Raw genomic sequence first — 19,881 nt, 5'->3', positions numbered from 1 at the left:
ACGATTCCCGACTGCATGTTGGCCCGGGAGGTGTTGTCCTCAAGGGTGGGTTGCGCGTTGCCCGCGACAATGATGCCGCTGAGCGTGTTGTTCTCACAGGTGTTGCCCCTGGCGGTGCCGGTTGCCTCCCCCAGGTAGGCGATGCCTGCATTTTTATTGGCCTGGCAGGTGTTGTGCTCGAGGGTGGGTTGCGCGTTGTCCTGGACACTGATGCCGTGGTCGGTGTTGTTCTCGCAGGTGTTGCCTTGGGCTAGCCCGCTGGAATGGTCTGCGTAGAGTATTCCAGCATGGGTGTTGTTCCGGCAGGTGTTGTCCTGCAACGTTGGGTGAGCTTCGCCTCCGATCCACAGGCCACTGAGGATGTTGCTTTCACAGGTGTTTGCTGAAACGGACCCTTGGGCGGAGTCAAGGAAGGTGATGCCTGCCTCGGCATTGCCGGTGCAGGTGTTCTCCCTGAGTTCCGCCTTGGCAGTGCCAATGATGGAGAAGCCATCAACTTCATTGTCCTGGCATCTGCTCCGGGAGACGCTTCCCGTGGAGCCTTCTGCGAACTGAATGCCATTCATGCTGTTGTGGTGGACAATGCAGTGCTCAATGACTGCTTGGGCTTGACCGTGCAGGTACACGCCATTGCCGCCATTACCGGAAATGTCACACCGTTCAAGTCGAGCGGCAGCATGCCCGCCAATAGTGACGCCGTGCGCCTCTTCATCCTCGCTCAGGGAGCCACCCTGGACGTGACAGTCGATGAGTGTGAGCCTCGAATTGTCCACAGCCAAGATGGTGGGAGCCAAGCTGCCGTCTGGCTGTGTGAAGGTCACGCCGTTTGCGGTGAACGTAGCCGTTCCTAAGACATGCACGACACTTTGAAGGCCTGGGCCGACGACTCGCGTGGTGTTTGGGCCAGCGCCATTCAGGGAGACTGCTCGGTTGACCTGAAGAGGGGTGCTGATGACATATTCGCCGGGCGCAAGCCGTAGCACCGCGTTCGCGGGTGCTGTTTGGAGTGCGAACGTAAGGTTGTCGCCTGGGGCGAGATCAATGCTGGAGTGATCACCGCGGGACGTGCTGATCGTGGTGCGGCGTGTGTTGGTTAGCAGGCGCAGTGCAGCGGCCGCTGAGGAGGGCCGCTCGGGGATGCTCAGTTTCAATGCGTCATCGAGAAAGCGGCGCAGCCCGTCTGGAAGATCATCAGGGAAAGGGCGAAGGTCAGCACCTCGGCCACGTTCGTGGGCGGGTGGAGGTGATGCCCCGACGAGGGCATGGTAGGACGTGGCTGCGAGGGCATAGAGGTCCGTGTAGGGGCCGAGTTCGCTGTTAGTGCCGTACTGCTCCAAGGGAGAGTATCCATGGCTTACAAGCAGATCGGCGCGACCAGTCGGCGCAGCCAGCGCGTGAGCAGAGCCAAAGTCGATTAAAACGATGCGCTTGTCGGCAGTAAGGTAAATGTTATCTGGCTTGATGTCGCGGTGCAGAACGCGCTCGGTATGGATGACGGCCAGTGTCTTGGTGATAGTACGTGCGATGGTGTGGACGCGGGTAGGGGGCAGGCGCGACTGTCGGGCAATTCGCTGGGCAAGGGTTTCGCCGGACAGGAGCTCCATAACGGCATAGGCGGTGCCATTCTCTTCAAGGACGTCATGAACGCGAACGATGCCGGGGTGGCTGAATCTGGCAAGGACCCGGAATTCATTGATGAAGCCAACCTTCTGCTGCTCGAAGATGGCGGGTGCCGTTGAGGGTGTCACGAGGACGTTCTGTGTACGCAGCGACCCAGTCGGGAAAAGCTCCTTGATCGCAATGTTGCGTGCGAGAAGTGCGTCGGTGCCTTGGTAGGTAACTCCGAAGCCTCCCTGGCCGATGACGTTTTTGATGGTGAAGCGTCCGTCGGCGAGAACTGTGCCGGAGGGAAGATGGAGTGTGCGAGGAGCGCCGCACGAAGGACAGAGGATATCCTGTTCGTTGAAAGGAAAGTGCTGACAGTATTCGCAGACGTCCATGGGGTTTATGTGGAGTCTACTCCATATGTACCCTTAATTATTTCAAATAAGACTGTTAGACGCGCTCAGTAGACAGGTAAGGATGATGGGGCCAATGAGATTGGTGTTCTCTGAGGTGCCGCATACCCCCGCCTCGGCTACAAGTAGGTAAGGAAGCGAAAATTCTGAACTGCCAGCGTTTCGACTATCTCCTCCTCGACTGACCTCGCGCATATGACCGCTTAGATCTCCTGCGGGAGCTTTGACTAAGGTCGCCGCATCTTGCGGCCCCTCAGCACCTGACACTTCGGGAAGTTGGCGTGTGTGTGGGCGGGAAAGGCGTACTAAGCAGCTCAAAGCAGTCCCAGAAGGCCTCCCCGCCCCACCGCACGGCCTGACTCAGCACCTGCCACCCGATGCGCACCTGACTCACCACCGCCCGTCCCCGGTTGTCCCGCCGCGATGGGCTCTGTTGCACGGTTTGCGCGCCCACCCGGGCCATCCATGCCAGCGCGACACACAGCAGCCCGAACAATCGGGCAATCCGGTCAGGGGCTGTCATGTGCGTGGCCTCCAGGTCCAGACCGCGGGCCTTCAACGACGAGAACGCGGACTCGATCCCCCACCGGCGACGGAAGGTCTCCAGGACGTCCAGGACAGGCAAATCTGAGGCGACGATCACCCTGTTCCCCGCGGGGGACAGGGTGATGACCACGTGCATCCATCCGCCGTACACCCAGGTGCGCTCGAAGAGCGTGCAGACTTCACCCGGTTGCAGCGTGATGAACAGCTCCCGGGCCAGCTCATCCTCGATGCGGGTGTTCTCCCGGATGCGCAGACACTGCCGGATGCGTTTCCAGCGCAGGAAATTGCACCACTCCTGACCTACGAACTCCCGGTCGGCGATCAACACGCCCAGCGCCTGGCAGGCAGCACGTTGAGCAGGCGAGCGGGGCAGGAGGATGCGGGCCGCGGTGCTGCTGTTCCCTTGATGCGGCAGGATCGACCACACGAGGGGGATGACCGCGCCCCCGAGGATGGCCCCCAGAACGAGGATGTTCAGCGGCGTCTGGCCGTCATGCCAGGTGGTGCGGTCCATGATCACGGTGAGTTTGCCCTCAGGGAGCAGGGGAAGCAGGACGTCTGTGACGTCCTGCGGGGTCAGTTGAGCGTCGTGGAAGACCCGTGCCACCGTGCGGGTCTTGGATTCCATCGTGGCGTCCCTGGGCAGATGGAGCGCAAGCTTGCGGTGCAGCGTAGACTCCGCCTGGAGCAGTGCCAGGAGCACTTCCGCGAGCCGCCTTAGGGCATCGAGGCGGCGATGAGGCAGGTGGGCTTTCAGGTGACCGGCCAGCGTGTCAGCATGCAGTCGGGCAGTATCGGGGATCGTCACAGACCCAGATACCGCCCTGTGTCATGCCGCACTGCGTCCAGGACGCCATTCCCCGCAAAGTGTCAGGTGCTGAGTTGCGGCCCATAAGAGATCACTTGGCCCAGCAATTGCTGGTGGCTCTGAGGGAGGCGTGCCTTGTCCGTGCCTTACTCGAATGACAGATGGTGGGATGGTTCGGTCATTAACGGGCACCACGGAAAGAGTTGGATGCCGTGTAACACGGGGAGGAGATGCAAACAGGCACCAAGAGACATTAAGCGGCTTGCAGGGGCTTCCACCTACGGATCAGAAGGCCAGGGGTTCGAATCCCTTCGGGCACACCACAAAAAACTTCCTCTAGGAGGAAGTTTTTTCTTTATTGTCCTGCTACACAGAGAGCCGCGCGCCTTGTTCGTGCCTTGGAACAATGGATTATCAAGATCACCCTCTTTCTGGGCTGGGGCATCTGCAGGTCAGCCTGTTCGACGCTGAAACGTACAGGCAAAGTGGAAGGACCTTGCTCTTCAGCCTGGGCGGTCAGGAGATGGAGTGCACGGGCTACATTGGCTGACCCTTTGAGTGCTGCCAGAGCGCACGGCCGAAAATGTGCATATCGACCGAAGCGCGATTAGCCTACTCGCGGCGGCATTGCGTGACCTCCGGCCGAACACGTACCGCTCGCACCTGAAAGCACTGCTGCATCTGGTGCCGCACATCGGGAACGAGCCGCTCGCGACGCTGAGCCCACTCCTGATTCAGGAAGCCTTCGCTCTGCGTCTGGATCAGGAACTCAGCACCGCCAAGAGCCTGGCCTCGTCACTGCAGACCTTGCGAATGGCGTTGCGGCAAGCCGTGTTGTGGGGAGTGCTGTCTTCCAATCCAGCTTTCCTGGTCCGGACGCCGAGAACCTACCCTAAGGAGATGAAAGTCTGGAGCCCGGGTGAAGCCCAGCACTTCGTGGACCACGCCAGGGGACACCGGCTCCATTCCTTCTTCTGTTTGGCCCTGGGGACAGGCATGCGGATGGGGAGCTGACTGGCTTGTCCTGGGGAGACGTCGACCTTGAAAAGGCCGACCTGGTCGTCAGCCGGAACTACATCCGGGACATCACGAGAGCATGGATGCTGGGCGAATCGAAAACCCGGGCCGGGCACCGCTGCATCCGGTTGAGTGAGGACGTCGTCGAGGTGCTGGTGGAGCACCTTGTGGAAGACGAGAAGTGGTTCGGACCCCGCCGGGTTCGCTATCCCGTCTTCGTCTGCTTGAGTGGGGAGCGGCTGGATCACTCCAATGTGGCCCGATCGTTCCATCAACTGGGCCGGCAGGCTGGCGTGCCACGGATCCGCTTTCACGACCTCAGGCATACCTCGGCGAGCCTGTTGATTCGGCAGGGCATCTCGGCGAAGGTAGTCAGTTATCGTCTCGGGCATGCCGACGTGTCGTTCACCCTGAGCGTGTACACGCATCTGTACGAGGACCAGAGGCGTTCGGCAGCGCTTCCGCTCCATCAGTTGCTGGCAGGCCCGCCGGTGGAGGAGTCGTCAAAGCCTTCCTCTGAGCAGCTGATAGCGCAACTTCAGGCGTTGTTGGCCCAGCTGATGAAGTGAGGACGGCTGGGCTGGCACGGGAATCGATCGCTTCTTTGAAGCTTCCGAGGCGTGTCAGGAACGGTTCGTCACCCTGTCTGGTGGCGGGCAACGATTCGCTTCTTTTCGTGTTCGATTGCCGGTCGGAAGGCAATAAGTGCCGTCCGGCACCCTTCAGCCCCGTTCATTGCAACGATTGTGGCGGGATCCGACGGTCCAAAGGTTCCCACCACAATGAAGTGATGAGGCCAGGTACGGTCTGCCATTGCAGGCACAGGCCGAACTCAGGGAGCACCGGACTTGCGCTGTTTTCAGAAACTCAGGTTTCTATTGAAATTTCACTCGCGCACAATGCCGACATGACCGATCCCCCGGCGACCCCGTTCCAAGTGGCGACCCCTGCACAGGCGCAGGCCCTGCTGGACTTCACGTACGGGGCACGCCTGCTGGAGAAGTTCATGCAACCCGGCACGTCCAGCCAGGCCGCTCACGCGCTCGCAGAACCCGCCAATCGCGTCGCGTACCACGTCCGCAAACTCACCGACAGCGGCCTTCTGCGCGTCGCGGGACACCAGGGCAAACGCGTCCTGTACCAGACGGTCGCAGAGACCTTCCACGTCCCGCGCGCGCTCGTCCGACTGGATGAACCCCTCACGCTGATCGAGCCGGTCATGCAGGAAATCACGAATGCGTACGCCCACGCCATCCTCGCCTGGCAGGCACGGCAGGACCCTCAAGCCCCCAACGAGGGCGGTACAGACCTCACGGTGAGGCTCGGCACTCATCACCCGGCGGACGGGTCCGCTGCGCCCGAAGGCCCGTACCCGCCCGCGATGCGGCTGCGTGCCGTCCGCCTGACCCCCGAGCAGTACCAGCGGGCCCAGGCCGCCCTGGACCGCATCCTGACCGAACTTGACACCGGCGACGACGCCGCGGACGCGAAGCAGGCTACGTTCGTACTGATGACCTTCCCGGGCCACCTGCACCAGCACTGACATGCACACAGGCGCGGCACACAGCCCGCCGAGGAGGAAGTATGACCCGAAACGCACCTCACCCAGCCGTGACCGACCGTCCAGTCCCCGCCGGACTGGATCTCGAGCCCTACGACCCGCGAACCGCTCCTGACTCCCTGATTGAGGCCCTCACGGTCTTTGAGAACATCCAGCTTCACGAACGGCAGCCGGACAACCCTCCTCTCGCCCCATCCCAAGTTGCCGCTTCTCTGCGACACCTTCCTGCTTTCGTCGAGGTGCCCGCCTGGGTGGTGCGCGACGGAGAACGCGTGATCGCGGACGCTACCGTCGCGCTGGTGCGCCTGGACCAGAACCGGCATATGGCCCAGGTCAAGCTGGGCGTGCTCGCCACGTACCGGCGTCAGGGGATCGGCCGGGCCCTGCTAGAGAAGGTCGTGGATGCGGCGCACGCCGATGGGCGAACCATGTTGATGGTCAGTAGCAACTCGCGTGTCCCAGCCGGTGAGACGGCCCTGCGGCAGACAGGAGCGAAGCCGGGACTGGCCGCTCAAGTGAACCAGCTTGATGTGCACGAGCTCGATCCCAGCCTGCTGCAGCGCTGGATCACCCAAGGACAGGAACGCGCGGCGGGCTACAACATTGAGGTCTGGGAGGGCGCGGTTCCCGAAGAGGACGTCACGGCGTTTCTGGAACTGACGCAGGTCATGAATGACCAGCCGCTCGGTGAACTGGAGGTCGAGGACACCCGGCTGACCGTGGAGCAGTTCCTGGCTGCCGAAGCCCACTTTCATGCGTCGGGGCGGCAACGCGTTCTGGGAGTGGCGCGCCGGACGTCGGACGCAGGCCTGGTGGGGTTCACGGAACTCAGCTGGCACCCGGGTCGTCCGAGCATCCTGGCCCAGGGCGCGACGGGGGTGGTGCATCAAGCCCGTGGTTTGGGGCTGGGCCGCTGGCTGAAGGCCGTAGCGCTGCAGCGGGCGTTGGCGCTGAATGGGGACGCACGTTTTGTCCGCACGGAGAACGCGGACGCGAACGCGGCGATGCGCCTCATCAACGAGGAGTTGGGCTTCCGTCCGTACTCGGCGACGACCCTCTGGCAATTAGAGGTATCGCAGGCGCAAGCGTACCTGCAGGGGATGGTGAACATCACGGTGTAAACGATTGACAGCTGTTGAGAGTGTGGCGGTGGGCGTCTGGTGAAGGGACCTCGCCGATAAAGGGTGCGGGTCCACTACCTGGAGACAGCACTCCCTGGTGGCCAGAAGAAGTGGAAGTCCAGGTCGCCTGCGGTGCAGTTCAGGTTGCCAGCTCAGGAGACGTTGTTACGGTTGAGGACGGTGGCCCAGGAAGACGTCTCTGGGCGTTCGCTCCTCAGTAGTGACTTCAGTCACCAGTTGTGGCTCAAATCCAACCTCGTCCAGCCACGCCAGCCACTCTTCCCGGCGGAACAGGCCCAGGTGATGCGTTTCATGGACTGCACGCACCGACCCGTCCGCCTTACGGAGCACGAACGCGTACTCGGTCTGCACCCGCGTATCGGACGGATCCGGATCCCAATTCCACTCCAGGTACCGGACACCCCGGCCGTCCGGCCCGTCGGTCCCACCGCAGCTGCTGCCGGGCTCGAACGTTTCACGCGTCTGATCCGGAAGGAAGACCGCCACGCCCCCGGGCCGGCAGTGCATGAACGCGGTTTCCATCGCCAGCCGGAGATCTTGCTCAGAGGTCATGTAATCCACGGCGTCATGCACGAATACGGCATCGAAGGTGCGGTCAAGGCGGATCGAGCGCATGTCTCCCTGCTGGTGCTGGCACTCCGGGTTGAGTTGACGGGACAGCTCCAGCATCTGCGCGGACAGATCTACCAGGGTCAGGCGGAAGTGCGCTTTGAGATGCACTGCGTTGTGGCCGCCGCCACTGCCCAGCTCGAGCACGTCGCGGACGGGATGGCGGGCGGTGCGGAGCATCGTGGCGCTGAACGCTGCCTCCTCCTCGTATTCACCGGGTGGAGAGATCAGCGGCCACCACGGCGCGAGCTGGGTGTAGAAGGTCAGCCCCTCCTGCGAGTCACTCATGTCCGCATTGTCGCTGCTCGATTGGGGCCGACACACGGGGAGATCGATTTGTGGAGGATCAGCGTCGGGCGCTCAAACGTCTAATGACATGAGAAAGACGACATCTCAAACAGGGCTGGCCCGCGTAGTCCTGGAGCTGGAGCGTCGACTTTGGTCTGTCAGGTCTGTGGTATACAGCGACAGCACGCCGTCGACGGCGTAAAGTGCGTTGGCTTCAGGTTCATCCCCGCCTTCCATCATCCCCTATACGCCGGGTCCACTACCTTTCGTAAAAAGCAGGCGGCTCGATACCCAACAGCCGCAGGTATACGAAGCCTTGCCCCCGGTGGTGAATCTCGTTCTCCACCAGGTAGGGCAATGCCGTGAGGTGGGGCAGCGGCGGGACGACTCCCCGCAACGCATCTCGCGTCAGGTGGGGCCAGCGGGCTTCAATGAGAGCGTCCGCCTCGTCCCATAGGTGAAGCAGAACAGCTTTCTCGTGGACGTCACTGGTATCGATCTGCGTAAAGTCCCATTTGCCGGACTCGACGCCATGCAGGCTGGGTGCAACCATGCGTACGGTCTCCAGCATCATCTCGCCAAAGGTGCGGAGTGGGGCGCCAGGCGTGAAGGTGAACAGGTGCTCGTCAGGGAAGCGTTCGATGGTGCGGCGGGTGAGGGCGCGGTGTCCCCGCCAGTGGTGGAGCATCTCGTCGGCTGTGAACACGCCTGAACTCTCGTGTGGTCGCGTCATGTGAGGGCCAGCGTACCGTGCCTTCCCGTCAGGAGCTGACGTGTATTCAGCGTGGGCCGATGGAGGGCATCAATAGGACGGACCATTGCGGAAGAGCCAGGTGATACTCGACGGTTGAGAATCTATGGCCTGTGGGCCTGTTACTACACGGTCGTCAGGAGCTGGATTCCAATCAAGACCAGGGTGCCGAGCCAAAGCACATTTTCATTCCGGGGCAGGCTGCTCCTGTGCGTCCGCCGGAGGTACGCCTGGCGCGCGTGCGTGGCCCGGACGGCGGCAAACGCACATAAGGCGAGGTCGAAGATGTTCACTCGTCCGAACAGCATCAAGACATTTTGTCCGCTGCTTCCCACGACCAGATCTCCCGTGAACGCCATGGCTAGTGCTGCCAGGGCGATGAGCAGATCACGCCGGAGGCTCATCAGGAGCGGTGAAGTCCAGGATGATTCGGCCATAGGTGAACTCTATAAGTAACTGCGGGGCAAAGTAACCGCATATGTTCTGTTGAGGCCTTGGTTTCCCGTTCCTAGCACATCCCTGTATGGCACTGGCGAGGTTCCAGAGGCACACGGGGCATGACGGCTCTCACTGGTTCCGGACCACCACTTTGAGAACGGTCAAAGTCTGAGTTGCTTGTTACTGGGAACTGAAGGTGGCGGACGGCGCCTGAGGGTACTCAGGCACCCCAGATCAGAGGCAACTTACGCGGTCCTCAATCCAAGGCCTGGGAGTTAACCATGCACGACTGTTCAGGTCCTGGACACCGGGCTTTGAACGAACAGTCATTCCTCTTGCCGTAAGTTGAAAGCGGCGCGTAAGCGGTGTATGGCCTCTTCGCCTAACGCCCGGGAAGCCAGCTCGTACGAGTGCTTATGCTTTGCGGGCCATTGGGACCTGGGAATTTCGTTGGCGTAGGAGAAGTAGTCCCACATGATGGCTTCCCAGCTGTTACACCTCAGACTGAGGCCCTCGAGACGCCCTTCGGTCTGCTCTGGGCAGGAGCCCGCAGGTGCACCGTCTATTTCGTATGAAGCACCGTTCCAGTAAGCAGGTTCGCAGTCCAGCAGGACGCCCTGGGCCTCAGCGAGAAACCCGTAATCCAGTTCTTCTGTGATGCGTCCCTGACGGCCGACGATGAGTGTTTCGAACTCCCTTCTACGCTCGCCAGGAAACGTCAGATCAATGTCATCATGCCCGCGAGTGATTAGTCCCAGGCGAGCGTCGATCGCCCAGCCGCCACCGACCCAGACAGGGAGATCCAGCTGGGCAGCAGCGGACACCACTTTGCTTATCAGGTCGAGGTGGGCTTGGTTCATGAGGGGCTTCCTTCTGTTCGTGTGGCTGCTCAGCGGGGGGCCTGGACTTGGCTGAACAGGTAGAGTAGGGGCATCTCCGAGGACACCTGCCCAAACTGCGAAAAATTGGATTTTGATTTTACCAGCTCATGCATCATCCGCTCTGCTCTACCAACTATTTAATTTTAATGGTCAAAGGAGTGCTGTTTATGAACGATAGGAACTACGCTATAAGCTTGGCGAGTATAGTTGTAAGTAGCTGGTTGCTATTTTCTGCTTTGCGAACTGCTGGCAATTCTGCTTTTGCGTACAATCCCATGGCCAGTAATTTTTTGGTGATGGGAATTTCTATTATTATTGCATTCGCAGCATATAGATTTAAAAAACATTTTCAGAATAGTAATCAAGTATCATCAAGTGCAGAGAATGTAGCCATGCTGGCTTTCGTATTATGGTCTTTAATTTCCCTGATAGTTTTTGTTTTTACTTTGCGCTACATTGGTTAAAAACAAGTAATTACTCAGAGCTAAATTTGACTTCGTGCTGAGTGGTTACCTGATTGTCAAGGGTGTGGGCGTTCAGAGCGGTGGAGCTCGGATAGTTTTATTCCCCTAGTCCTCAAACAAATGGGGAAGCGCAGCCCCGTTCACTCACCGCGCAATGGTGCACTCCCACTTCAAGGGCCCGTACCTCGGGGCAGGCGAGTGGACGGCAACCTGATCTGCACGCCTGCAGGAATCATGCGTGACCGGGCGCGTGCGCCGCGGACCATTCCCGAGCCAGTAGCGCATATTGATCGTCGTCCAGCCAGACGCTGCCGTCGAAATAACTTTCCAGCGCCCGTCCCTCATGCCGAAAGCCGAGCCGGCGCAGCAACCTTGCCGACGGCAGGTTGCGCGGATCGGTGTTCGCCACCACCCGGTGTACCTTCAGGCGCTGGAAAGCGAAGGTGAGCAGGGCAGCCACGGCCTCACGCGCGTATCCCTTGCCGTGCATAGAACTCATGATGCTAAAACCGACCTCTGCATGCCGTACCTCGAACGACCGCCAGCCAATGTCGCCGATCAGTGCCCCGGAGTCCCGGGTGGCGACGGCGAACTGGAACCACCCGGGTTGGCCGGGCTGACGGTCACGCATGGCGCGGATCAACGCCAGCGCCTGTTCCTCGCTGAAGCTCGGACCCCAAGCTTGGTACTCGGCGACCAGCGGGTCGCTGCGATATGCACTGAGCGCTGCTGCGTCGGCTTCGCGGAAGTGACGCAGCACCAGGCGTTCGGTCATCAGGGTGTCAAACACAGGCGCATGCATACACCTACTCTGCCGGTGAATGTCACGAATGGTATTGCTTCAAATGGCTTAGCGTCTGCTTCGGCTGAGGCGATACCGACAAATACAGATCAGCCAGTCGACGGTTCTGAGCTGCGGCTCAGTACAAACAGGTGCCGACCCGCCTCGAACCTCAGGGGTTGCAACCTGCCCATCACCTCCTCTGAATGCTGCTGCCAACGATGGAACAGACAACGCTACCGTTCCCGAACCCGTCCTGAAAGGCATTGACTATGGTTCGCTGCCGCCGATGCTGGAACAGTACTTGGCGCTGCGATACCAAGTACAAGCGGAGCAGGGCAACCCGGACCCTGGCCACTCGAACTTCGAAAAGGCTCCTTCAGGCGAGCATGACTCACAAGGGTCGTCGGTGGCTGGAGAATTTTGGGCGACGCTTTCCATCTTCGAACACCGCTTGCCTGATGAGCACGGTGGGAGGGCAGGAACGAGGACGCTGCTTACTGATGCAGCGCCCTTTCCTTTGCACCGGATGTCGTTCGCTACGGGTTGGGGGAGGAAAGGTGGTAGACGGTCCCGCTCTGGTCGTCGCTGAGGTACAGCCCGCCGTCGGGCGCGACGGCCGCGTCCACCGGGCGACCCCAGCGCACCTTGTTCACCGGGTCCGTCACGAATCCCGTCACCAGATCGCGCTCTGTCCCCAGCCCTCCCACCGTCTTCGGAAACAGCACGAACTTGTGCCCGCTGAAGCTGGTCCGGTTCCACGACCCGTGCTGCCCCACGACCGCCCCGCCCGCGTAACTGCCCGGCACGTTCGGCCCCGTCCAGAACGTCAGCCCCAGAGGCGCCGAGTGGGCAGGCATCCCGACCGTCACCCGGTCTGCCGTGTCGCAGTTCAGGCGGCTGCCGTCTGCGTTGGTCTGTACGTCGCGGTCGAAGGGCATGTTCAGCAGCCCGCCGTCGGGGTTCGGGTTGCAGAAGGGCCAGCCGTAATGACCGCCGTTCCTGACCCGGATCAGTTCCTCCGGCGGATGGTCGTCCACGTAGGACGGGATGACCTTCCCGTAATCGTCCTGACCGTCCCCGGTGATGTCACGGTGGAAGGGATAGGCGATGTTGTCGCGGTTGTTCACGGCGACCCACAGGTCACTGGTCCCAGGAGCGATGGCCAGACCCTCAGCGTTGCGGATGCCCTGAGCGTAGAGCGTTCCGGCCGTGGCCGTCTGACCAAGCATGTTGGCCGCGTAGGTATAGACGGCACCACGTTTGGGGGTAGCGGCGAGGTCGGAGGGATCAGCGTTCGTCGCCGAGGCGATGGACACGTAGAGGGTGCTTCCGTCGATGGCAATGTTCTTGAGCGCGTGACCGTAGTTGCCCTGCAGCTCGGGCAGGCTGGCGTCGGGGAGCCCGGCAACGACGGTCTCCCCGGCCGCAGGGTCGGGTACGCCGTTGCGGAGGGGATAGCGCCGGACGCGGTGGGTCTCGCTGACGTACAGGTACGTCGTGGTTCCCTGGGTGGAGAGGACGAGGTCGTGAGGGGCGCTCAGGCCGTCCAGCAGGACGGAGGACGCTTTGGCGTCAGCGGGAGAGGCACCAGGCTGAAGCCGGATGACCCTTCCTTGGGACGGCTGAGAGACGAGTAGGTCGCCGTTCGGCAGGGTCAGCAGGAAGCGGGCGGCGGGCACCCGGGCGACGACCGCGATGCGTGATCCAGCGGGCACGTTCAGGGTCCGCGTCTGGTCGAAGGGAGCCGTGCGCAGGCTGGCCGGCACGGTGACGGTCTGCGTCGTCAGCGAAGGCGGTGGAATGGTGCCGCAGGAAAGCCTCGCATTCGCCCAGTCGGCGTGGTCGTAGTCGATGTGGTCCCCACCGTTCGTGGTGACCAGCCTGAGGCTGTGCACCCCAGTCACATCAGCCTGTACGGTTACGCTCCCGTCGACACCACGGAGCACCGCACTGCCGGACAGCTTCCTGTCGTCGCCGTACACCTCGAACGCCACGCTGCCGCGGTCGCCTACCTCGTCGTCTACGCCGACGTTGGCCGAGAAACTGGTGCAGTTCTCCCCCAGGTAGTAGGTCACCGTGGATGGACTATGCACGCCCAGACCTTTGGAAGAGGCCTGGCTCCCGATGGTCAGGGTGCGGCCATCGCCGAGCCCCTGCTCCCCGTTGCTGCGGTCCAGTTCCACTGGACCCCAACCGTTCGTCGCTGAGGTGTAGGGCAGGTCACTCAGGAAAGGCTCCCCGGTGGGAGCCGTGGCGGTGCATGACACCCTGGCATTCCCCCAGTCGGCATGGTCGTAATCGATGGACGTTCCACCCTCGGTGACCAGCCTCAGCTCGCGGACGCCATCCACACTGACGCTCATGATCCTCGCGGGGTTTGCCCCCGTCACCATCCCACTGTCGTACAGCTTGACCCCATCGCCGTACACCTGGAAGGTGACGCTGCCCCGGTCCCCCACCTCGTCGTCAATGCCCAGGGAGGCAGAGAAGGTACCGCACTGGCCGTTCAAGGCGTAACGCACCTCGGCTCTGGCATGCAGACCCAGCCCCTTGGAAAAGGTTTGCCCGCCGATGGTGAGGGTCCGGCCGTCACCCTGGGCCTGCTCGCCGTTGCTGCGGTCTTTCTCAATGGGACCCCAGCTGCTGGTGGCGGAGGTCCAGGTGAGGTCAGACAGGAAGTTTTCGCCCGAGTTCAGGGCTTGGCCGCTCGGTTCTGTGGCAGCCACTGGGCCGCTCCAGGAGTAGTGGCGGCCTGCGGCGTAGGGATCGGCGAGAGGGGCTTCCAGGCGGCTGCTCCAGGGATACTGCTTACCCCCGGTGTACGGATTGTCGACAGCCTCTGGGGCCTGAGTGCAAGCGAAGAGCAGCAGGGGCAAACTCAGGGAGGCGAAACGAGTCGGACCACGGCGTACATCCATAGACCCTCCAGACCGCGCTCAACCCTGACTCTTTCTAGCCCGAAACAATCAGCTTATGAGCTTTCTATTAACTGTGACACACGTGAAGGACTGATCTGCACCTCATGATCGGTCCCTTAAGTTTGTCTGCAACGTAGCGACAGCGCATGCACCACGAATTGAGGGAGGTGGACCGGGCACCTGGGTCGAGGTATGGCCCTGGCCCTCAAGGCGGGAAGCTTCCAGAAGGACACAGCTTGGGACGTGAACAGAATCACTAACCGGCAACGATGCGTCCAACGCAGCGATCATCAGCCTCACCCTTCGCCTGGGCTCCCATCCCCGGCCGGGGGTTGTGAAGTTGCAGCGGAGGCTCAGCGCGGGAGACCGTTGCAGTACGGCGGCTGAACTCGACGCCCTACAATTTCTGCATGGCCGAAAGTGAATATTCCCAGCTCCCGTTCGACCTTGCCGAATTCGCTGAGAATCCCGAGCCACGCTGCCCGGTCCTGCTGCTGATCGACAACAGCGGCAGCATGAAGGGTGAAAAGATCAGGCAGCTGAACGCCGGCCTGGCGCACTTCAAGGACGATCTGATCGACGACCCGCTGGCCGCCGCCCGCTGTGAGATCGCGATGGTGACCTTCGGCCCGGTCCGCGAGGTTATGGATTTCACGTCTGCGCAGCACTTCTTGCCTCCTCACCTGGAGGCCGACGGGGCCACGCCGCTGGGAGGCGCAGTGCTGCATGGCCTCGAGATGCTGAAGCGGCGTAAGGAGATCATCCGACAGGGCGGCATCGGTCTGTACCGTCCCTGGGTCTTCCTGATCACGGACGGTGCCCCGACCGACAGCTGGAGTCAGGCAGCCGAGGTGGTCCGTCAGGGCGAGGAAAGCAAAGCCTTCGCTTTTTTCAGCGTCGGGGTCCAGGGCGCCGACCTGAAGATGCTGCGCAACCTGTCGACGCGCGAGCCGCTGATGCTCGACGGGCTCAAGTTCCGTGAGCTGTTCCAATGGCTGTCAGCGAGCCTCAAGAGCGTGTCCCGGAGCACACCTGGAGACACCGTGCCGCTCGCGAGTCCAGCCGGGTGGGCTGAGGTCTGACCTTGCCGGACTGGCGGTATGTGCACGCCTCAGTGATGGGCACCGCCCATGTGACCACCGGGCAGCCCTGTCAGGACCACCATCTGGTCCGGGAGGTCACGACCGGAGAGGATCAGCCGCTCCTGCTGCTGGTGACTTCGGACGGAGCTGGCAGTGCCGCGCATTCGGACGAAGGCAGCATGCAGGCCTGCCAGGCCACTGTGCAGTGGCTGGAGATGCGCCTGAGTGACGGTCAGGAATTTCTGGACGAGCACGACGGCCTCACACTGGTGGCCAGTCTCCGGACGGTGCTGGAAAATTACGCTGAGGAGCAGGACTACGCCCTGCGCGACCTGGCCTGCACGCTGAACGTCGCGGCTGTCCTTCCCGACCGGGCATGGTTCCTTCAGGTCGGGGACGGCGCGGCCGTCGTGCAGAGCGCCTCCTCGCCGCTGGAAGTGGTGGTCTGGCCGGACAACGGGGAGTATGCCAACCAGACCTATTTCCTGACCGACGTCGCTGAGAAGCACATTCATACCCGCCTGATCGACGCGGTCCTGGACCGGGTGGCGCTGATGACCGACGGGCTGCAGACCCTGGCCCTCTCCCTGCAGCAGCGTGGGCCGCACCCACCGTTCTTCGAACCCCTCTTCCAGGCGGTGGATGGTCTCGACGGGATGGGGACCGAGGCGCATCAGGCCCTTCAGGGAGGGCTGGAACGGTTTCTGAACGGCCCGAACATCAACGCCCGGACGAGTGATGACAAGACGCTCATCCTCTGCAGCCGGCGGGCTCCGGCCGAAGCCCCAGCCCTTGTTTCTCCAGTCGAGCCACCCGCACAATCGCCTTCTCTGCCCGCTCACCCGCCCATCCCCCCTGTGGAACCGGAGGACGCACCTACGGAGGACCTGCCGGCGTGACCATGAAGCAGTTCGTGGATGGCCAGGGGCACACCGTCCACCTGGGCCGGGAACTCGGCCGGGGCGGTCAGGGCGCCGTCTACGAGGTGGCTCAGCGCAAGGACACGGTGGCCAAGATCTACCTGAGTGCGCCCGACCGTCAGGCCGTCCGGAAGCTGGACGCGCTCGCCCGGGCCAGTGACCCTCAACTGCTGAGCATCAGCGCCTGGCCCCAGACGGTCCTGAAAGACAGCTCCGGCCACACCCACGGCTTCGTGATGCCGCTCGTCAACGAGACGGAGTACCACGAACTGCACAACCTGTACCGCCTGGCCTCCCGCCGCAAGCACTTCCCGAGTGCCGACTGGCGGTTCCTGGTGCATGTCGCCCGCAATGTCTCCCGGGCGTTCGCGGTGCTGCACCGCCACGGTCACCTGATGGGAGACGTGAGTGCCCGCAACGTGATGGTCTCGCAGCAGGGCATCGTCCGGTTCATCGACACCGATTCATTCCAGATCAAGGTCGGGGCGGACACCTTCCCCTGTCCGGTCGGGACCGCGGAGTTCACGCCGCCGGAGCTGCAGGGCACCCGGTTCGGAGCCCTGATCCGGACGGCCGAACATGACCTGTTCGGGCTGGCGCTGCTGATTTTCCACCTCCTGTTCGAAGGGCGTCATCCCTACGCGGGGGTCCACGACAACGGGTCGACCCCCAGTCCGGCCGAAGCCATTGCGGCCGACAAGTTCGCCTTTTCCTTACGGCACCGGCACGGGGTCCGGCCCCCGCCCTTCAGCCTGACGCTCAGCGCCCTGCACGTGGACCTGCAGGACCTGTTCGAACGGTCCTTTTCGCCGCGCCACCGGGGCCGGCCTACCGCGGCCGAATGGGAAGGCACACTCGCGGAACTGTTCGCGCAGCTCGCCACCTGCATCAAGAATCCGTCCCACAAGCACGACCGGCGCCTGGCCTGTCCCTGGTGCGCTCTGCTGCCGGGAAATGCCCAGAGTGCCACGGCAAAAACAGGGATTCCGGCGGCTGCCAAGCGCCTGGATGTGGAGGGCGAGCTCAACCGCATCTGGCTCGGCGTCCGTTCACTGCCGGTGCCCGCCGCGCCGGGACCGGTGGTGCTGAGCGCCAGACCTTCACCGCTGCCTCTGCCGGCTTTACCGGCCCTGCCCGAGCCTCAGCCGGTCCTTCGCGCATCTGCCACCGTATGGGGTGCCCTGTTCCTCCTGATGGCGCTGTATGTGGGGAGCCAGGGGGGAGGGTGGCTGACCCTGGTGGTGCTCGGTGGCCTGAGCTGGTTCAACTTCAGGAAGAACACGCCAGCCGCCGTGCAGGCCCGGCAGGCTGGTCAACTCGCGAAGTTCAAGGCCCAGCAGAGAGCCACCTATCAGGCGCTCCTAAACCAGCAGCGCGAGGAGTTTGAGCGGCAGGCGGACGAGGTCCGCCGCGAGCTCAGCCGGGCCACCGACCGGCAGCAAGGGAACAGCGTCCTGTCACGGTACAAGCGGGCCCTCAAAAGTCTGGAAGAGGGGAGGGCCGCGGTCCGGGCCATCGATCAGGAGGAGCAGGACCAGTTGTTACGGGTGGTCAAGCAGCACCGGCAACCGGTGCTGGACCGGCACCTGGCTCAGCACCACCTTCGTCCGGGCGACGTTCCCGGGGTCGGTCCTACCTTGATCGCGATGCTGAACAAGAACGGGGTGTACACCGCCAAGGACATCACCCCGAGTGTTCGCTGGATCAAAGGTGTCGGTCCGAAACGCTATCAGGACCTGGTGCAGTGGCGGGACACCCTCGAACAGTTCTTCCAGTTCAACCCGGCCCTGATTTCTCCCCAGGAATTCGATCTGGTGCGCAGCCAGCTGGATAAGAAACGGGGGACAAAGCTGAAAGCGCTTGAGGCTGCCGTCGCCCAACTGAAGCGGGACCTGCCGGGCTGGCAGGTCGAGGAGGATGCGGCCACCCGGCAGGTCCGGGCCCTGAAACAGCAGTTGGCCCAGTACGAGGCCACCATCGAAACTATCGAGCGCGGCGTTCCCGAGTTGAACTGAGGGGCTATGGACGAAATACACGGACAATTGCAGCGGGTACTGAAGCTGGCCCTCAACAGCCCCTACGAAGGAGAGCGGAGGAAAGCCGCCTCGCTACTTTTGCAGCGACTGGAGCACGTGGGCTTGACCCTGGGAGACCTGGACCCCAGCCTGAGCACGCCAGAGGCCGAAAACAGCTTCAGACAGCAGGCCGGCCTGGCTTACCAATTTGAGATCTCCCTCAAAAGTCGGGAAGAAGCGATGTTCTATAGTGGTCTGCTCAGCCGGTCGCCGGAGTCGTGGGTGACCTGGCTCGAAGGTCATCGGCTGCTCTGCCAAGCGAATTCATCCGCAAAACAGGAGGCAGACCGACTGTTCCAGATGCATGCACTGCAGCTTCAGCAGCGACTTGTGCTGGCGCAGCAGGCCGCCATGAAGGAATACAACGAGCGGCGAAGACAGCTCTTTCTTCAGGCCGTGGAGGAAGAACTGCGCACCGCCAGGTAAAGTCGCACGCGTGGGCGGGTCATGAGGGGCACCATCTGCAACACACCAGTCCGTCTGACCAGCGCCCGCTCTTCCACTGCGGGAGAGGGTTGTCCTACCCTCGGGCGCATCGCGTGGAATCGACCGAGGCGATGCCCTCAGGGGCAGCAGTGACAAGCCATTTCGCCAGGCTACTCTGGCAAAGGACATGCAATAAGTGCAGGGAGAACTCCACGTGGAGTTCTCCCTGCACTTGGGTTCTGCTCAGTTCACTGAACGGGGGTGATCCGGTCTACGGTGGCGGTGCCAGTGTACGCCGTCTGTGCATTCGTGAAACCCTTGAGTTGCACGCGGTAGGTGCCGGCAACGGGATTCGGAATCACGACCTCTTCCGAGATGCTGGCCGCTTCTGCGCTTGACGCAATCAGCTTGCCGGCACCGTCGTAGACGTACAGGTCCAGGTCGTAGGCGGGGTTGCCCCAGTCGGTCTTGATCTTGACAGCGGAAGCACCAGTGGGCACCACGACCGTGTGGTTGTGCTCGGCGGCGATGGGCGTGCCGTCCACGGCCGTCCCGACCGTGCCGGTCCAGCTGGTCAGCGGGGAGGTCTCGACGGTGGTGCGGGTGCCGGCGGTGCTGGCAGCTTTCTCGACGGCAGCGTAGGCATCAGCGTAGCCCGCGCCTACTTCCCAGTCCTCCAGCTGGCGAACCGCTCCCGTAGCGTCTTTTCCATACATCGGACTTGCGGTGCTGGCGACGGCAGCGAGGACGCCGTCCATGTTGAGGCTGGGGTTGACTTCGAGCATCAGGGCCGCGACGCCGCTCATGTGCGGGGTGGCCATGCTGGTCCCGGAGATCGAGGAGTACATCGGCTCGGGAGAAGTGCCGTCCATGCCCAGGTAGGGCTCCACGATGGAGCCGCTGGTGGCGCGGGCCGCAATGATGTTCACGCCAGGGAGGACGATGTCGGGGCGGTGAAACGCGTCACCCTTGATCCCGCGGCTCGAGAAGCTCGCCAGCTGACCCGGCATCCCTTTACTCACCAGGGGATTCGTGGCCTTCATCGTGTTCTTGGCGTGGCCGGCACCGACGCTGATCACACAGGGGCTGGCGCTGTAGGGATTGAGCGTGTCGTTGTTCGGGCCGCTGTTGCCGGCAGCAAAGTTAACGATCA

At 62.4% G+C, this 19,881-nt stretch carries 18 protein-coding genes; 9 read left to right on the top strand and 9 right to left on the bottom strand.

Annotation, left to right across the window (positions count from 1 at the left end; genetic code table 11):
* Nucleotides 1–2,000, bottom strand: a 2,000-nt coding sequence (locus IEY49_RS20025) for a right-handed parallel beta-helix repeat-containing protein (RefSeq protein ID WP_189012015.1), incomplete at its 3' end; no start/stop codon positions are given.
* A gap of 271 nt (nucleotides 2,001–2,271) precedes the next feature.
* Nucleotides 2,272–3,372 (bottom strand): transposase, encoded by a 1,101-nt coding sequence (locus tag IEY49_RS20020; protein ID WP_444542419.1) that lies wholly within the window; start codon nucleotides 3,370–3,372, stop codon nucleotides 2,272–2,274.
* 627 nt (nucleotides 3,373–3,999) lie between these two features.
* On the opposite strand from IEY49_RS20020, the gene IEY49_RS20015 reads away from it, so the two are divergent.
* The 4 genes from IEY49_RS20015 to IEY49_RS20000 all read left to right on the top strand — a co-directional run bounded on the left by IEY49_RS20015 (nucleotide 4,000) and on the right by IEY49_RS20000 (nucleotide 7,071).
* Nucleotides 4,000–4,386 carry a site-specific integrase gene (locus tag IEY49_RS20015; protein WP_189012013.1) on the top strand — a complete coding sequence of 129 codons (387 nt, stop codon included), beginning with the start codon at nucleotides 4,000–4,002 and terminating at the stop codon, nucleotides 4,384–4,386.
* Nucleotides 4,387–4,391: 5 nt separating this feature from the next.
* Entirely contained in the window at nucleotides 4,392–4,958 is a 567-nt protein-coding gene (locus IEY49_RS20010) for a site-specific integrase (RefSeq protein ID WP_189012011.1), read from the top strand.
* A gap of 338 nt (nucleotides 4,959–5,296) precedes the next feature.
* Nucleotides 5,297–5,932: a helix-turn-helix domain-containing protein gene (locus tag IEY49_RS20005; RefSeq protein ID WP_189012009.1), complete on the top strand. Its 636-nt coding sequence runs from the start codon at nucleotides 5,297–5,299 to the stop codon at nucleotides 5,930–5,932.
* A gap of 41 nt (nucleotides 5,933–5,973) precedes the next feature.
* Nucleotides 5,974–7,071 (top strand): GNAT family N-acetyltransferase, encoded by a 1,098-nt coding sequence (locus IEY49_RS20000; protein ID WP_189012007.1) that lies wholly within the window; start codon nucleotides 5,974–5,976, stop codon nucleotides 7,069–7,071.
* 165 nt (nucleotides 7,072–7,236) lie between these two features.
* Here IEY49_RS20000 and IEY49_RS19995 read toward each other — a convergent pair whose 3' ends face one another.
* From IEY49_RS19995 to IEY49_RS19980, 4 genes are all read right to left on the bottom strand, one after another.
* The gene (locus IEY49_RS19995; protein WP_189012005.1) at nucleotides 7,237–7,989 is read right to left on the bottom strand and encodes a class I SAM-dependent methyltransferase; all 753 of its coding nucleotides are present in this window, start codon (nucleotides 7,987–7,989) and stop codon (nucleotides 7,237–7,239) included.
* Nucleotides 7,990–8,248: 259 nt separating this feature from the next.
* A complete protein-coding gene (locus IEY49_RS19990; protein ID WP_189012003.1) occupies nucleotides 8,249–8,722 on the bottom strand; it encodes a DinB family protein in 474 nt (157 codons plus the stop codon).
* 143 nt (nucleotides 8,723–8,865) lie between these two features.
* Nucleotides 8,866–9,177, bottom strand: a complete 312-nt coding sequence (locus tag IEY49_RS19985) for a hypothetical protein (RefSeq protein WP_189012001.1) — start codon at nucleotides 9,175–9,177, stop codon at nucleotides 8,866–8,868.
* A gap of 327 nt (nucleotides 9,178–9,504) precedes the next feature.
* Nucleotides 9,505–10,038 (bottom strand): nucleotidyltransferase domain-containing protein, encoded by a 534-nt coding sequence (locus IEY49_RS19980; RefSeq protein ID WP_189011999.1) that lies wholly within the window; start codon nucleotides 10,036–10,038, stop codon nucleotides 9,505–9,507.
* Nucleotides 10,039–10,226: 188 nt separating this feature from the next.
* On the opposite strand from IEY49_RS19980, the gene IEY49_RS19975 reads away from it, so the two are divergent.
* Nucleotides 10,227–10,523: a hypothetical protein gene (locus IEY49_RS19975; protein WP_189011997.1), complete on the top strand. Its 297-nt coding sequence runs from the start codon at nucleotides 10,227–10,229 to the stop codon at nucleotides 10,521–10,523.
* A gap of 232 nt (nucleotides 10,524–10,755) precedes the next feature.
* Here IEY49_RS19975 and IEY49_RS19970 read toward each other — a convergent pair whose 3' ends face one another.
* Together IEY49_RS19970 and IEY49_RS21595 are read right to left on the bottom strand one after the other, a co-directional pair.
* On the bottom strand, nucleotides 10,756–11,325 hold the full coding sequence (locus tag IEY49_RS19970; protein ID WP_189011995.1) for a GNAT family N-acetyltransferase: 570 nt from the start codon (nucleotides 11,323–11,325) through the stop codon (nucleotides 10,756–10,758).
* A gap of 518 nt (nucleotides 11,326–11,843) precedes the next feature.
* Nucleotides 11,844–14,225 carry an NPCBM/NEW2 domain-containing protein gene (locus IEY49_RS21595; RefSeq protein ID WP_229780942.1) on the bottom strand — a complete coding sequence of 794 codons (2,382 nt, stop codon included), beginning with the start codon at nucleotides 14,223–14,225 and terminating at the stop codon, nucleotides 11,844–11,846.
* A gap of 410 nt (nucleotides 14,226–14,635) precedes the next feature.
* On the opposite strand from IEY49_RS21595, the gene IEY49_RS19960 reads away from it, so the two are divergent.
* From IEY49_RS19960 to IEY49_RS19945, 4 genes are read left to right on the top strand one after another with little or no spacing between them, the layout of a single operon-like run.
* Entirely contained in the window at nucleotides 14,636–15,307 is a 672-nt protein-coding gene (locus IEY49_RS19960) for a vWA domain-containing protein (RefSeq protein ID WP_189011993.1), read from the top strand.
* A 35-nt stretch (nucleotides 15,308–15,342) separates the two neighbouring features.
* On the top strand, nucleotides 15,343–16,206 hold the full coding sequence (locus tag IEY49_RS19955) for a PP2C family serine/threonine-protein phosphatase (protein WP_229780941.1): 864 nt from the start codon (nucleotides 15,343–15,345) through the stop codon (nucleotides 16,204–16,206).
* A gap of 2 nt (nucleotides 16,207–16,208) precedes the next feature.
* Nucleotides 16,209–18,242: a protein kinase domain-containing protein gene (locus tag IEY49_RS19950; protein WP_229780943.1), complete on the top strand. Its 2,034-nt coding sequence runs from the start codon at nucleotides 16,209–16,211 to the stop codon at nucleotides 18,240–18,242.
* Between the two features lie 6 nt (nucleotides 18,243–18,248).
* Nucleotides 18,249–18,728, top strand: a complete 480-nt coding sequence (locus IEY49_RS19945; RefSeq protein WP_189011987.1) for a hypothetical protein — start codon at nucleotides 18,249–18,251, stop codon at nucleotides 18,726–18,728.
* 248 nt (nucleotides 18,729–18,976) lie between these two features.
* On the opposite strand, the gene IEY49_RS19940 is transcribed toward IEY49_RS19945, so the two are convergent.
* On the bottom strand, nucleotides 18,977–19,881 hold a 905-nt coding region (locus IEY49_RS19940), incomplete at its 5' end, for a S8 family serine peptidase (RefSeq protein WP_189011985.1).

The organism is Deinococcus malanensis (assembly GCF_014647655.1).
GTDB classification, from domain to species: Bacteria; Deinococcota; Deinococci; order Deinococcales; family Deinococcaceae; genus Deinococcus; species Deinococcus malanensis.
This window is presented reverse-complemented; position numbering and strand designations above follow the sequence as displayed.

Coding starts and splice junctions, on each gene's coding strand:
- IEY49_RS20005 (WP_189012009.1), top strand. CDS start 5,297: ATGACCGATCCCCCGGCGACCCCGTTCCAAGTGGCGACCCCTGCACAG.
- IEY49_RS20000 (WP_189012007.1), top strand. CDS start 5,974: ATGACCCGAAACGCACCTCACCCAGCCGTGACCGACCGTCCAGTCCCC.
- IEY49_RS19995 (WP_189012005.1), bottom strand. CDS start 7,989: ATGAGTGACTCGCAGGAGGGGCTGACCTTCTACACCCAGCTCGCGCCG.
- IEY49_RS19990 (WP_189012003.1), bottom strand. CDS start 8,722: ATGACGCGACCACACGAGAGTTCAGGCGTGTTCACAGCCGACGAGATG.
- IEY49_RS19985 (WP_189012001.1), bottom strand. CDS start 9,177: ATGGCCGAATCATCCTGGACTTCACCGCTCCTGATGAGCCTCCGGCGT.
- IEY49_RS19980 (WP_189011999.1), bottom strand. CDS start 10,038: ATGAACCAAGCCCACCTCGACCTGATAAGCAAAGTGGTGTCCGCTGCT.
- IEY49_RS19975 (WP_189011997.1), top strand. CDS start 10,227: ATGAACGATAGGAACTACGCTATAAGCTTGGCGAGTATAGTTGTAAGT.
- IEY49_RS19970 (WP_189011995.1), bottom strand. CDS start 11,325: ATGCATGCGCCTGTGTTTGACACCCTGATGACCGAACGCCTGGTGCTG.
- IEY49_RS21595 (WP_229780942.1), bottom strand. CDS start 14,225: ATGGATGTACGCCGTGGTCCGACTCGTTTCGCCTCCCTGAGTTTGCCC.
- IEY49_RS19960 (WP_189011993.1), top strand. CDS start 14,636: ATGGCCGAAAGTGAATATTCCCAGCTCCCGTTCGACCTTGCCGAATTC.
- IEY49_RS19955 (WP_229780941.1), top strand. CDS start 15,343: ATGGGCACCGCCCATGTGACCACCGGGCAGCCCTGTCAGGACCACCAT.
- IEY49_RS19950 (WP_229780943.1), top strand. CDS start 16,209: ATGAAGCAGTTCGTGGATGGCCAGGGGCACACCGTCCACCTGGGCCGG.
- IEY49_RS19945 (WP_189011987.1), top strand. CDS start 18,249: ATGGACGAAATACACGGACAATTGCAGCGGGTACTGAAGCTGGCCCTC.